This is a genomic window from Pseudomonas sp. NY11955 (assembly GCF_048068035.1).
Taxonomy (GTDB): Bacteria; Pseudomonadota; Gammaproteobacteria; order Pseudomonadales; family Pseudomonadaceae; genus Aquipseudomonas.
Genome location: NZ_JBLUPS010000004.1, coordinates 1 through 13,061, shown reverse-complemented (window position 1 = coordinate 13,061; position 13,061 = coordinate 1). Strand labels below are relative to the sequence as shown.

Sequence of the window (13,061 nt, the reverse complement as noted above, 5' to 3'; positions counted from 1 at the left end):
ATCAGTGCAACGAAGCCTGCCGCCGCTCTCCCAACGGCGATAACCCAAAGAACCGGCTGTAACTCTTGGAAAAATGCGCCGGCGAGCTGAAGCCGCAGGCCAGCGCCACCTCGCGCACCTGCACGTCACTGCGCAGCAGCAACTCCCGCGCATGCGACAGCCGCAGCTCCAGGTAATACTGGCTGGGCGTGCGTTGCAGGTACTTGTGGAACAGCCGTTCCAATTGGCGCACGGTCACTTCGTTGAGGCTGGCCAGTTCCTCCAGCCCCAGCGGTTCTTCCAGGTTGGCTTCCATGATCGCCACCACCTGGCTCAGCTTGGGTTGGGCGCTGCCGAGCCGGGTGCGCAGCGGCACCCGCTGGCGCTCACGCTCGCCACGCACGCGGTCGCACAGCAGCAGTTCGGCGGCCTTGGCCGCGATGTCCTGGCCACCGGCCTCGCGCGCCACCAGTTGCAGCATCATGTCCATGGCTGCCACGCCGCCCGAGCAGGTGTAACGGTCGCGGTCCAGTTCGAACAGCTGGCTGGAAATCACGATGCCGGGAAAGTGCGCCTGCAAGGTCGGCAAGTCTTCCCAGTGGATGGTGCAGCGATAACCCTTGAGCAGCTCGGCCTTGGCCAGCAGGTAGCTGCCGGTGCAGATGCCGCCCAGTGGCAAGCGTTGGCGGGCCAGTTGGCGCAGCCAGTCGATCAACGGGCGGTTGCCACGGCCACGGTCGATCGGGTTGGCGCCGACCACCAGTAGGGCATCCAGCGCGGGGGCGTTGGCAATGCTGTAGTCGGGCAGTACGCGCATGCCGTTGCTGGCCGCCACCGGTGCATCGTCCGCGGCGATCAGCACGCTGCGAAACAGCGGCTTGCGCGCGGCCAGGTTGGCCATGCGCAGGGTCTCCACCGCCGACGCCAGGCCAATGGTGGTGAAATTGGGCAAAATCAGAAAGCCGAAGGTCTTTACGGAACAACTATTTACAATAGACGGCGGTAGGTTTGCAGAAGCGGGGTGGACCATTGCGCTGTTCCTGTGCAAGCTGAGGCATGGATCGTCAGGGGCAGTGAGAAATTACAGCCTCGCGTGGTTCTTGTTGTTATGGGTCGTTGCCGGGCTGATCTTACACCCCGGATGCAACGGCCAGGAATGGCCCGCCGGCTGGCAGGGCCGACAGTGATTGCACAGATAAGGTGAGAGTCAGTGAACCCCGAATCCATGCTGGCGGGCTTGCCAGGCTACGCCATGGCGCCCGAGTCGATCCAGGTGCTGCCCGATGCCAAGGCGTACCGGGCCTGCCTGTTCGAGCGCATCCGCACGGCGACCCGGCGCATTGTCATCGTCGCGCTGTACCTGCAGGAAGACGAGGCTGGCCAGGAAGTGCTGGATGCCTTGTACCAGGCCAAGGCCGCACGGCCTGACCTGGAAATTACCATCGTGGTCGATTGGTTCCGCGCCCGTCGCGGCTTGCTCGGCGCCGGGCGCCAACCGGGCAACGCCGCCTGGTACCAGGCTCAGCGCCAGCTGCGCGGGCTGGATATCGTCATCCATGGCGTGCCCGTGCAAACCCGCGAGCTGTTCGGGGTGCTGCACCTGAAGGGCAGCATCATCGATGACTGCGTGATCTATACCGGTGCCAGCTTGAACAACGTCTACCTGCACCGCTTCGACCGTTATCGTTTGGACCGTTACCACCTGTTCCAGTCAGCGGCACTGGCCGATGCCATGGTCGGCCTGGTGCAACGTTTGCTGCACCACACCGCCACGCCACGCCTCGACCTGCCGGCGCCACCTTCTACGCGTAACTTGCGCGGTGACATTAGGCGCTTACGCGCACGGCTACGGCGCATGGCCTACGAGGCACCGGCCAGCACCGGGGAGCAACAGGGGCTGCGGGTGATCCCACTGCTGGGTGTGGGCCGTGGCAACCCGCTGAACCGGGCGCTATGCGCCTTGCTGGCGGCAGCGCGTACGCAGCTCATCATCAGTACGCCGTATTTCAACCCACCGCGGGTGGTGATGCGCGAACTTGACCATGCCCTGGCGCGGGGTGTCGGGGTGGAGTTGATAGTCGGTGATCGTACCGCCAACGACTTCTACATCGCCCCCGGCGAGCCGTTCAGTGCCAGTGGTGCGCTGCCCTATCTATATGAGGACAACCTGCGTGCCTTCGTGCGGCGGCGCCACGCCGCGATCGCCAGTGGCCAGTTGCAGGTGCGCATCTGGAACGATCCCGGGCATACCTTCCATGCCAAGGGCGTGTGGATCGACCAGCGCTATTCGCTGCTGACGGGCAACAACCTGAACCCGCGCGGGTTCAACCTGGACCTGGAAAATGGCCTGCTGATCGATGACCCGCAAGGACAATGGCTGGTACCTCGGGAGGCGGAATTGAACGAACTGCGCCGATATGCAGCGAAAATCGGCTCGGCAGAGGCGCTGGGGGTCAAGGCCGAACACCCTAAGGAAGTGCGCAAGTTTCTCCGGCGTTTGCGTTTCAGCCGGCTGGAGCCGTTGATCAAGCGGGTGCTCTGACGTCACCTGTACCGACCCTACTGCCGCTAGCCGAAAACTCAGGCGGTGGCACCTTTGCCGGGTGCCACCGCGACGTCCTTCTTACCCTTCGGCTTGAGGCGTGACACGGCAAACAGCACCACTGCCAGCCCGACGATCTGGTACAGCGAAATCGCTTCACTCAACAGTGCCCACGATGCCAGCACGGTCAGCACCGGGCCGAGGTTGCCCACCGCTGCGGTATGGGTCGGCCCCAGGCGCTGGATCGCCAGCGCAACCCAGTAGATCGGCAACACCGTGGAGAACACGGCCATCAACCCGGCATTCATCCACACTGCGCTCGGTAACTGCCACAGCTGCCCGACCGGCGCCACCATCAGGTAATGCGCCAACACCATCAGCGAGGAGGCGGTACCGCACAGCCCGGCCAGGCGCATCGAGCCCATGCGCTTGAGCATCATCCCGGTGCCGGAATAGTACAGCGCGTAGGTCACCGCGCTGGCGAACACCCACAGCGAACCCAGCACCACCTGCTGGCCAACCCCGGCGACACTGACGTCATGGACAAAGGCAATGCCCAGCCCCAGGTAGCACAGGCCCATGGCAGACAAGGTGCGCAGGCTTGGCCGTTCACGCAGGGCAATGGCCTGGAACACCAGCACCAGCGTTGGGTAGGTGAACAGGATCAACCGCTCCAGCCCGGCGCTGATGTACTGCAAACCATAGAAGTCGAACAGGCTGGCCAAGTAGTAGCCCAGCAGCCCGAGCAAGGCGACGCGCAGCCCGTCACCCAGGCTGAGCGGAGCGCCGCCCTGGCTGCGGCTTGCCCATACCAGCCAGGCGAACAATGGCAGTGCCAAGCCCATGCGCAATGCCAGCAGGCTGATGGCGTCCACCGGGCCGGCGGCATAAGCCAACTTGACGAAGATGGCCTTGAAACTGAAACCCAGGGCCGCCAGCACGGCGTACAGGGCGCCGCTTTGCAACTGGCGCTGAATCAGGCTACGGAATGCGTTCATGGGGTACCTGCGGCAGAATAAAGGCAAGGCTTATTCTGAACAGAAGGCCGCCACGCTAGAATCGCTTTTTATCGAACAGGGTGTTCGTTTTTGGAGAAAGGCATGCCATTCGACCTGACAGACCTTCGCCTGCTGTTGGCCATTGCCGCCACGGGCAGCCTGAGCAAGGCGGCCGCTACCTTCCCGGTGGCTGTGTCGGCGGCCAGCAATCGCCTGCGCCTGCTGGAAGAGCGCTGTGGTTTGGTGCTCTTCACCCGCAGGGCCGATGGCATGCAGTTGACGCCTTCCGGGCGTCTGGTGCTGGAGGGTGCACGCAGCGTATTGGGCGAGGCGCAAAAGCTGCAGGAGACCTTGCAGCATCTGTCTGGCGAGCACCGCATCACGTTGCGCCTGGCGGCCTCTACGGTGTCCAACAGCACACTGCTGCCGGCGATACTGGGGCCGTTTCTGGCGGATTATCCGGAAGTCGACCTGCAACTGATGGAGCACAAGAGCGTGGACGTGTTGCGGGTGGTGGTAGCCAATGAGTGCGAGATCGGCGTGTACGACGGCATTTTGCCCAGTGAGGGGGTGGTATCGCTGCCGTTTCGCACCGAGCGCCTGGTCATGCTGGTGCCCGCCGACCATCCCCTGGCCGGGCGCGAGCAGCTGCGCCTGGTCGATGCCTTGGGCTATGCGTTCATCTGCCTACCGGCTGGGCGGCCGATGCAGCGTTTTGTCGAAGAACTGGCAATGAACCTGGCCATGCCGCTGAAGGTGCGCGTGCGAGCACCCAGTTTCGAGGCCATCGCCCAGTTGGTGGCACAGCGCGCAGGCGTGGCCATGCTGCCTGAAACAGCTGCCGTACGCGCCGCGCAGGAATTGCCAGTACGGTGGGTGGCCCTGGCGGAAAGCTGGGCCACCCTGGAGCTGCGCTTGTGCTTTCGCGACTGGGAGCGCCTGAGTTCGCACGGGCGTCAACTGGTGAGCTTTTTGTCCGGGCAACGGCTTACTGCGCCGGGGCCAGGCGAATACCACTCACCCGCACCTGGTCACCGGGCTTGAAGTGGGCATTCGGCGAGCGGTAGCGCTGGGTGCTGCCGTCATCGTGGCGCACCACGTAGGCCGGGTCGCTGTGCCCGCTGCCTTGTTGTACGGCGGCACCGCCAAAGGCACCCAGGGCAGCGCCGGCGATGGCGCCGAACGGGCCGCCAAGCGCGGCGCCGACCATCAGGCCGCTGACACCACCGGCGCCATAGCCGACGGTATTATCGGCGCTTTGCGTGAGCACCTGGTCGGCGCAGGCGGGTAGGGCGATGGTCAGGGTCATCGCCAGAGAAAGCAGTAGATTTTTCATGGTTTTTGGTCCGCAAGGCAGTGAGTGGCGAAAGATCACGCTTCAGCTTTCGTGCCAGTTGGCCAGCCTTTCTAGTACGGCGCTTTCCGATCAAGTGTGGTCATTACGACCGAGGTTCTTGTGGTGTGAATGACACGATGATGTCAATATGACATGTCGCTCGCACGGGCATCTGCAAGGGCTGGGCTATCCTTTGCAGGAAGCCGTGCAAGGCCCCTCTGAAAAGTCATCACGAGCGCATACAATCGGGCCTCTCTTCGTTAACCAGATAGGCCAATGCGTATATGGCGCTAGATCCACCCACGATGCTGACCATTTCGGTTGCCTTGGCTGCTGCGGCTGCCTTGTACCTGGCAATTGAATGGCGCAGTGTCCGCGAATCCTCGTTGCTGTATTGGAGCGCGGGTTTCGCCACGATTACGGTTGGTAGCACCCTCGCGTTATTGCGTGGGAGCGGTTTGTTGTTTATCGGTATCTGGTTGGCCAATGGCTTGTTGGTGGTAGCGCACTGGTTTTTCCTGGTGGGCGTGCTGCGCTTTACCCAGGAGCGCTTGTCGCGTGCCTGGCTGATGGTCGTGGTGGCCTGGTTCGCCTTGCTGCTGTTGCCCGTGGGGCCGCAGTGGTCGAAGGTGATGCTGATGGTCAACTCGTTGTTGGTGGCTTCGCTGACGCTCAAGGCCAGTTTCCTGTTGCGGCCGCATGGCAGGTCGCTGAGTGTCGGGGCAGTGCAGCTGCGTTATGTGTTGCTGATCCATGGGGCGTTCTACGTGGCCAAGGCGATCATTGCGATCACGCCGGGTACGTTGATTGACCTGGCCACGTTTGGCGGGCTGATCATTCAGATTTCCTTGGTCGAGGGGACGATGGCGATCATGCTGATTGCCCTGTCGATGACGGGCACCGTGCGATATCGGCGTGAGGAGCGAATCGCCCGGCTGGCAGCCCGTGACCCGCTGACCGCTTTGTACAACCGGCGTGCGCTGGAGGTGCGGGCGGGGCATTTCTTCAAAGACGTGAGCCCAGCGCAACCTGGGGCGTTGCTGTTGATCGACATCGACAACTTCAAGCTGGTCAACGACCTGCACGGGCATATAGCCGGGGACCGATTGCTGATTGCCTTGAGCGAGCTGATTCGCACGTTGCTGCCCGAGCGTTCGCTGGCGGCGCGTTTGGGGGGGGATGAGTTCGTCATCTTACTGAGTGGGGCGAGTAGCGAACGGGTCATGGAACTAGGTGGGTTGCTGCGTGAGCAGTTTCAGCAATATGCAAGCAAGACGGTGCCAACGCCGCAGGCGGTTACCTTGAGCATTGGTGCCAACCTGTTCGACCAGCCACCGGCCAGCCTGGCGGCGTTGATCGAGCAGGGGGATGTGGCGTTGTACCAGTCCAAGCGTGGGGGGCGCGATAGCATTCGGTTTGTGGAACGACCCATGGCAGACATTAGCCACTAGTCTGTTTTTTAGGCTTTGGCTTTGGCTTTGGCTTAGGCTTTGGCTTTTAAGCGCGCGGTAGTTCAGGCGACGCCGATTGCGACTTCAGGAGGCCGAGCGAAGGGCTTGCGAAGGGAGGTGACGGGCATGGATGCCCGTCAAGCGCTGAGGCCCCATGGATGGGGCCTGCAGCGCGTACTCCCGGGAGCAAGACCGTAGCGAGGGAACCCCGGAGCGCAGCGTAGGGGCCGGATGATAGGAGCCAGCGTTTTTTGGTTACTTTTTGTCGCGTTTGACAAAAAGTGACCCGCCGTAAGGGCGGAAAGGTGACTCAGCGCCACCTGCGCGAATGAATGTTTACTCGGTGTGAAGGCCCACATCCAAGAAGCAAGAAGCAAGAAGCAAGAAGCAGATTTGTCTGTTTTGACTCAGCGAACAGTCCATTTGCGATGGCGACGCTGAGTCACCTTTTCGCCCTTACGGCGAGTCACTTTTTGTCAAACGCGACAAAAAGTAACCAAAAAACGCTGCGCTCCCATCATCCGGCCCCTGCGCTGCGCTCCGGGGTTCCCTCACTCCGGCCTTGCTCCCGGGAGGACCGCGCTGCAGGCCCCATCCTGGGGCCCAGCGCTTGACGGGCATCCATGCCCGTCACCTCCCTCCGCAAGGCCTGCGTTCGGCCTCCTGAAGTCGCGAAGATCAAGATCAAAAGCAAGATCAAGATCAAGAGCAAGAGCAAGAGCAAGAGCAAGAGCAAGAGCAAGAGCAAGAGCAAAGCCAACGCATGTATGGTGTGGCGGCTTTGATTACTTGTTGTTGATGCACTGCGACTGCGCGCTGTAGCGAATGGTCTGCAAGCGACCCTGGCTGTCTTCGAACGTCATTAGTTTCGGCGTAACCGTGCAGGTTCGAGGGTCACCGGACTGGCGCACGACACTGGCGATATCCAGCTTCATGCCATAGCGATAATCCTCGACCGTCGGCATCGGCTTGCCAACCTTGGCCGCAAACGCCGAAACCGCCTGCTGGTGTTCAGCCAGCAACTGCTCGGCACGGTCATCGGAAAAGGCCAGCGCTTGTCCAGTCAGCGATAGCAGCAATACGCCGCCAAAAAGGAAGGCTTTCATCGTCGAACCCCTGTAGGTCAGTCATCTCGGCACTCAGGCTATCGATGGCCAACCCACAGGGGCATGACGGTAAACTTACATTTCAGAAAGGGACGATCAGGTCGCCACCTGGTAACACGGCACATACGCCGCGCCGCCGGGCAGCTTCATCCGGTGCTGGTCGACGAACGCCTGCAGCAGCCGGCCGAGTGGGTCGAGCACGGCACTGTCGCCGTGGATCTGATACGGCCCGTGCTCCTCGATCAGACGGATGCCTTTGTCCTTGACGTTGCCAGCGACGATGCCGGAAAACGCCCGACGCAGGTTGGCCGCCAGTTCATGGGGCGGCAACTCACGGCGCAGGTCCAGCTCGGCCATGGCTTGGTGGGTCGGGTCGAACGGGCGCTGGAAGCTCTCCTCGATCTTCAGCAACCAGTTGAAGTGGAACGCATCGTTGCGCTCGCGGCGGAACTGCTTCACGGCCTTGAGCCCTTCGACCATGTGCCGGGCAACCTCCGCCGGGTCGTCGATGATGATCTCGTACAGGCGGTGGGCTGCCTCACCCAGGGTGGCGCCGACGAAGGCGTGCAGCTGTTGCAGGTACGGCTCGGCACTGCGCGGGCCGGTCAGTATTACCGGGAACGGCAGGTCGTGGTTGTCCGGGTGCATGAGGATGCCCAGCAGGTAGAGGAACTCCTCTGCCGTACCAGCACCGCCAGGGAAAATGATGATGCCGTGGCCGACACGCACGAAGGCTTCCAGGCGCTTCTCGATGTCCGGCAGGATCACCAGTTCGTTCACGATCGGGTTAGGCGCCTCGGCGGCGATGATGCCCGGCTCGGTCAGGCCCAGGTAGCGGCTGCCGTGCATGCGCTGCTTGGCATGGGCGATGGTGGCGCCCTTCATCGGCCCCTTCATCACACCAGGGCCGCAGCCGGTGCACACGTCGAGTTTGCGCAGGCCCAGCTCGTGGCCGACCTTCTTGGTGTACTGGTATTCCTCGCTGCTGATCGAGTGGCCGCCCCAGCACACCACCATCTTCGGCTCTACGCCAGGGCGCAGGGTGCGTGCGTTGCGCAGCAGGTGGAAAACGTAATCGGTGATGCCCTGGGAGCTCTCCAGGTCGATGCGCTGGCTGGCCAGTTCGCTTTCGGTGTAGACGATGTCGCGCAGGGCGCTGAACAGCATTTCACGGGTGCTGGCGATCATTTCGCCATCGACGAAAGCGTCGGCCGGGGCATTCAGCAGCTCCAGGCGCACGCCACGGTCTTGTTGGTGGATCTTGACCTCGAAGTCCTTGTAGGCCTCGAGAATAGTCTTGGCATTGTCGACATGGGCGCCGGTGTTGAGGATGGCCAGGGCGCACTGGCGGAACAGGGTGTAAAGGCTACCGGTACCGACTTCACTCAGTTGCTGCACTTCACGTTGTGACAGCGTCTCCAGGCTGCCTTTGGGGCTGACGGATGCATTGATGACATGGCGTTGAGGCATCTAAGTCTTTCCTGTGCGGGTAAAACATCCTTCTTTGACAACACCATACCGAGAAATGTGGACGGCAACGAGGGGGATACTGAAAAACCTTGAGATCAAGTTGGCTTCTTCGCGGGCTCGCCCGCTCCCACAGGGTGGGAGCAGGCGAATCGGTCTCGGATCATCCCAGCAACTTTTGCACACCGAGGGTAATCGCCAGCCCACCACCGACCAGCCACAGGTTCAGAATCGCCCCGGTAGCCAGGGCCTTTGGCCCGGCCTGGCGGATTTGGCTGAAGCGCGTTTCCATCCCCAGGGCAGTCATGGCCATGGTCAAGGCGAAGGTGTCCAGGCTGTTCACGGCTTGGGTCACGCTGCCGGGAAGTATCTGCAGCGAATTCACCAGCACCAGTGCAAGGAAGCCGAAAGCAAACCAGGGCATGGCGATGCGCCCGTTGCCCTGCGCTTGGCCAGCCTGGCGCGAACGGCTGATCCACAGGCCCACCACCAACAGCACCGGCACCAGCAGCATGACCCGGGTCATCTTGACGATGGTGGCGATATGCGTGGCCTCGGGGCTGACGTTGCTGGCCGCACCGACCACCTGCGCCACTTCGTGGATGGTGCCGCCCAGCAACAGCCCGGCGCCCATGGTGTCGAGGTTCAGCCAGCCGGCGTTGATCGCCAGTGGGTAAAGGAACATCGACAAGGTGCCGAACAGCACCACGCTGCCGACCGCCATGGCGCTTTTATGCGGGGCGCTGCGCAGCGCCGATTCGAATGCCAGCACGGCGGCGGCGCCGCAGATGGCGCTGCCGGCGGCGGTCAGCAAGGCGGTATCACGGTCCAGCTTGAACAGCTTCATGCCGCACCACAGGCCGATCAGCAGGGTACTGGACACCACCAGCACCGATACGATGAGCCCCGACCAGCCGACCTCGGCGATTTCCTGCAGGCTTACCCGCAGGCCAAAGAATGCCACGGCGATACGCAGCAGGCCGCGAGCGGAAAAGTTGATACCTGCCGCCCAGCTTGCCGGTACACCATCACGCAGCGCATTGCCATACAGCGCACCGGCGACGATACCGACGATCAGCGGGCTGATGCCCAGGTTGGCGATGGCGGGCATGGCCGCCAGTTGAGTGACGGCAAGCGCGAACAGCGCAACGAACAGGATGCCATTGAGCCGCCCTCGGGTGGAGAGGGTAGGGGCAAAGGCAGGGTTGGACGGAACCGTGGCCATGTGAGTCCTCCGGAAAGTGTTTCGACAAGGCCTACGTTAATCTGGTTATAAGCTTATAAAAAATCGTAATTTAGGATGGCAAATATCCGAATAGCTGATATTTTTAATTCATGACCCCAGAACAGCTGATAACGTTCGCCACCGTTGCCGAGCACGGCAACATCAGCCACGCGGCACAGGCCCTGCACTTGTCACAGCCGGCGGTGTCCGGCCAGCTCAAGCTGTTGCAGGAGGCCTTTGGCGAACCGCTTTATCAACGCGCCGGCCGTGGCGTGAGGTTGACGGCGGCGGGCGAGCAGTTGCTGGCGCACGCCGAGCGACTGCGGGAAACCTTCCGTCAGGCCCAGGCGCTGCGCGAGGCCATGCGCGGGCTGGAGCGCGGGACTTTGCGCATCGGCGCCAGCACTACGCCGGCGAGCTACCTGCTGCCTTACTTGATTGCCGATTTTCACGGGCGCTATCCCGACGTACTGGTAACCACTTCCCATGGGAACACGGCGGAGATCGTCGCCGCACTGGACAGCGTCGACATCGCCCTGATCGAAGGCCCGCCTGGGCAGGAGTTGCCGCTGGGTACGGCAGTGACGGCGTGGCGCGAAGACGAAATCGTGGCCATCGTGCCGCGTGGTCATCCCTTGGCTGATGGTGACCAGCAGACGCTGGCGTCACTGGGGGCCTACCCGTTGGTACTGCGCGAGAGCGGCTCGGGTGTGCGGCAGATTGTCGAGCGGGCGTTTGCTCGTGACGGGGTGGCCATGCGTGTGGCGCTGGAGATTGCTGGCGTAGAAGGGGTGAAAGAAGCGGTGCGGGCTGGGATGGGCGTTGGCTTTGTGTCGGCAATGTCCATTCGCCATGAAGATGGCGCGCTGCACCGGCTGCAAGTTGCACCCCAGGCGCTGGTGCGGCGGTTTTCCATTCTGTTGCCGCATGCGGCTACGCCTTCGCGGGCTGCTTCGCGGTTTCTTGAGTTGTGTGTTGCCATGCAGGAGGTGGGTTGACCGTACCGGCCTCTTTGCAGCGCAAGGCTGCTCTCACAGGTACAGCACGGAACCCCTAGGATATCGCAGGTCAGCCGGGTGCCAATGCCAAAGCTCACTGCGGTTCGCCTGGCAGTCGTAGATATTTAATCCACCTGGTGTTGAAAGGGCATGTGACCTGATAAAACTGCTAGTGGCTGCCCGGTCGTCTGGTATGTACTGTTTAAGAGCACGCTACCAAATAGAGAACGATCTGACATGACTGACACAAAGGCCACCATTATGCGTCTCTTCTACGCAAAGAGTAGGCTGGTATGTCAAGTGGGCTCAGAAAACACGCGGTTGATGCGTGCTAATGGCACGGTGATGGCCCAGGTGCACGTCTCGGCTACGTTGTTACAGGTTGATGGCGCTAATACCGTGATGGCTGTGCAAGCTGATGGCCGTCGCGCTTGCGACGCTTATTCACCGTATGGTTTTTCGTCCGCCCGGAATAATCTGGCAATGGTTGGCTTCACTGGCGAGCGGCGTGACACGCAGACAGGATACTATCCGTTGGGCCACGGACATCGATTATTCAGCCCGGCACTCCGGCGTTTCATTGGACCTGACGAATTGAGCCCGTTTGCTAGCGGAGGGCTGAATGCATACGCCTATTGTGCTGGAGATCCGATCAACTACTCAGACCCTTCTGGTCGTTTAAGAATGCCTAGTGTTTCTGGAGTGGGTAAATTTTTCGGTGTAGTGGAAAAGACCGGTGCTACTGCACTACTAAAAAGTAATGATTTACCAAAGAGTCTAAAACCATTCGTCCAGCATTTTGCTCAAAGCGCAGGCGATGTTAATGCCTTGCTCGCTAAACCTGATGGAGGCGACTATGTATCTATGAAACTGTTAAAAGCTGGAGGGAAAGTAAGCCTCGGACAAGTTGAGGCAGGTTTTTTTGAGGACTTCCATCCGACTGAACTCGTGATAAGTAGTAAAACAGGGCATATCATCGCGGTGGACAAGGAGATCCTCCCCAAAGGCATTAAAGGCTATGGCTATAGATCCTTTGGGCCCAACGATCCTAGCCCATTCAGTGACCCCGTTGAACCTCCACCTCCACCTTATGATCCACCTCCATCTTTTGAAACACTGTCATTTGATGTGCCACCGCCACCTTATGCAGGCCCGAGTGCACAAGTACCATCCATAAGGCAATAGCAAATTAATTCCATTTCAGACGTGCGCTTGATGCTTGGAGTGGTTCTACGATGGATTCTCCCATTCGGATTATCAGCTTCCAGCGTTGTCTAAGTCTTGATCTAACTTATACGCCTTACGGTTTTTTCTGCAGATCACAACATACGTCCTTAGTCGGATTCGCCGGACAGCGGTGTGACGCGGTGAGTGGCTTGTACCCGCTAGGAAATGGTCGTCGCATGTACAGTCCGACAGTCAGCCGTTTTACCAGTCCTGATGGGTTAAGCCCGTTTGATCGCGGGGGGATGAATGCGTATGCTTATTGCTCTGGCGATCCTGTGAATTATGTAGACCCTTCTGGGCGAAACAGGTATAGCGCTTGGGCGCAAGCGCGTCAAGACAGACACAAATTGGATAGCTTCGCTCTGGATAAAGCAAAATTCCCGAGAAGTTTACGACCTCAGCTTGAGCACTTTAGGCAGACGGCCAAAAAAAGCACGAAAGCAGATTTTCAGGTGAGGTTGTTGTTGCGCGTTTATATAAGAAGCATCATCTGCATTATGCGTACAATAAGTGGAATTTGAAATACTCTTTTGATGGTGATAGCTTCAGCATGAGTTTTGAGTTTGGGGGTCCTATTGAGTTTCTGCCGGCTGGTAAATATGCGGTTCATAAAAATATCTTGGCGGTTACAGGAGCTGAGTGCAACACGGTTATTGAATTGAAGCTGGAGCATCATGCCGCATAGCCATAGCTTCCTGCATCACCTCGTCCATAACCTCGATCGGACACTTG

13 protein-coding genes are annotated in these 13,061 nt (G+C 60.4%); 7 read left to right on the top strand and 6 right to left on the bottom strand.

All coding sequences use genetic code 11. From position 1 onward, the window contains the following. Position 1: 1 nt before the first annotated feature. A complete protein-coding gene (locus ACNFBR_RS08610) occupies positions 2-1,009 on the bottom strand; it encodes a GlxA family transcriptional regulator (RefSeq protein WP_416734520.1) in 1,008 nt (335 codons plus the stop codon). A 180-nt stretch (positions 1,010-1,189) separates the two neighbouring features. On the opposite strand from ACNFBR_RS08610, the gene pssA reads away from it, so the two are divergent. Next, positions 1,190-2,521 carry a CDP-diacylglycerol--serine O-phosphatidyltransferase gene (gene pssA, locus ACNFBR_RS08605; RefSeq protein WP_416734519.1) on the top strand — a complete coding sequence of 444 codons (1,332 nt, stop codon included), beginning with the start codon at positions 1,190-1,192 and terminating at the stop codon, positions 2,519-2,521. 38 nt (positions 2,522-2,559) lie between these two features. Here the strand turns inward: pssA and ACNFBR_RS08600 are convergent, their stop codons facing one another. Further along, positions 2,560-3,519 carry a DMT family transporter gene (locus ACNFBR_RS08600; RefSeq protein ID WP_416734518.1) on the bottom strand — a complete coding sequence of 320 codons (960 nt, stop codon included), beginning with the start codon at positions 3,517-3,519 and terminating at the stop codon, positions 2,560-2,562. Between the two features lie 102 nt (positions 3,520-3,621). Between ACNFBR_RS08600 and ACNFBR_RS08595 the strand changes: the two genes are divergently transcribed. After that, on the top strand, positions 3,622-4,563 hold the full coding sequence (locus ACNFBR_RS08595; RefSeq protein ID WP_416734517.1) for a LysR substrate-binding domain-containing protein: 942 nt from the start codon (positions 3,622-3,624) through the stop codon (positions 4,561-4,563). On the opposite strand, the gene ACNFBR_RS08590 is transcribed toward ACNFBR_RS08595, so the two are convergent. After that, a complete protein-coding gene (locus ACNFBR_RS08590) occupies positions 4,508-4,828 on the bottom strand; it encodes a hypothetical protein (RefSeq protein ID WP_416734920.1) in 321 nt (106 codons plus the stop codon). The genes ACNFBR_RS08595 and ACNFBR_RS08590 overlap by 56 nt on opposite strands. 332 nt (positions 4,829-5,160) lie before the next feature. Here ACNFBR_RS08590 and ACNFBR_RS08585 point away from each other — a divergent pair, with 332 nt between their 5' ends. Next, a complete protein-coding gene (locus tag ACNFBR_RS08585; RefSeq protein ID WP_416734516.1) occupies positions 5,161-6,306 on the top strand; it encodes a GGDEF domain-containing protein in 1,146 nt (381 codons plus the stop codon). 623 nt (positions 6,307-6,929) lie between these two features. Then, on the top strand, positions 6,930-7,091 hold the full coding sequence (locus tag ACNFBR_RS08580) for a hypothetical protein (protein ID WP_416734515.1): 162 nt from the start codon (positions 6,930-6,932) through the stop codon (positions 7,089-7,091). Here ACNFBR_RS08580 and ACNFBR_RS08575 read toward each other — a convergent pair whose 3' ends face one another. From ACNFBR_RS08575 to ACNFBR_RS08565, 3 genes are all read right to left on the bottom strand, one after another. Further along, on the bottom strand, positions 7,092-7,412 hold the full coding sequence (locus ACNFBR_RS08575) for a DUF2790 domain-containing protein (protein ID WP_416734514.1): 321 nt from the start codon (positions 7,410-7,412) through the stop codon (positions 7,092-7,094). It lies immediately after the preceding gene. A 96-nt stretch (positions 7,413-7,508) separates the two neighbouring features. Next, complete coding sequence (gene ppnN / locus ACNFBR_RS08570; protein ID WP_416734513.1) at positions 7,509-8,882, bottom strand: nucleotide 5'-monophosphate nucleosidase PpnN; 1,374 nt, start codon at positions 8,880-8,882, stop codon at positions 7,509-7,511. A 160-nt stretch (positions 8,883-9,042) separates the two neighbouring features. Further along, positions 9,043-10,104: a YeiH family protein gene (locus tag ACNFBR_RS08565; protein ID WP_416734512.1), complete on the bottom strand. Its 1,062-nt coding sequence runs from the start codon at positions 10,102-10,104 to the stop codon at positions 9,043-9,045. A gap of 110 nt (positions 10,105-10,214) precedes the next feature. Here ACNFBR_RS08565 and ACNFBR_RS08560 point away from each other — a divergent pair, with 110 nt between their 5' ends. The 3 genes from ACNFBR_RS08560 to ACNFBR_RS08550 all read left to right on the top strand — a co-directional run bounded on the left by ACNFBR_RS08560 (position 10,215) and on the right by ACNFBR_RS08550 (position 12,850). After that, on the top strand, positions 10,215-11,102 hold the full coding sequence (locus tag ACNFBR_RS08560) for a LysR family transcriptional regulator (RefSeq protein WP_416734511.1): 888 nt from the start codon (positions 10,215-10,217) through the stop codon (positions 11,100-11,102). Positions 11,103-11,339: 237 nt separating this feature from the next. Next, on the top strand, positions 11,340-12,287 hold the full coding sequence (locus ACNFBR_RS08555; protein WP_416734510.1) for an RHS repeat-associated core domain-containing protein: 948 nt from the start codon (positions 11,340-11,342) through the stop codon (positions 12,285-12,287). A gap of 50 nt (positions 12,288-12,337) precedes the next feature. Next, entirely contained in the window at positions 12,338-12,850 is a 513-nt protein-coding gene (locus ACNFBR_RS08550) for an RHS repeat-associated core domain-containing protein (RefSeq protein WP_416734509.1), read from the top strand. Positions 12,851-13,061: the final 211 nt, after the last annotated feature.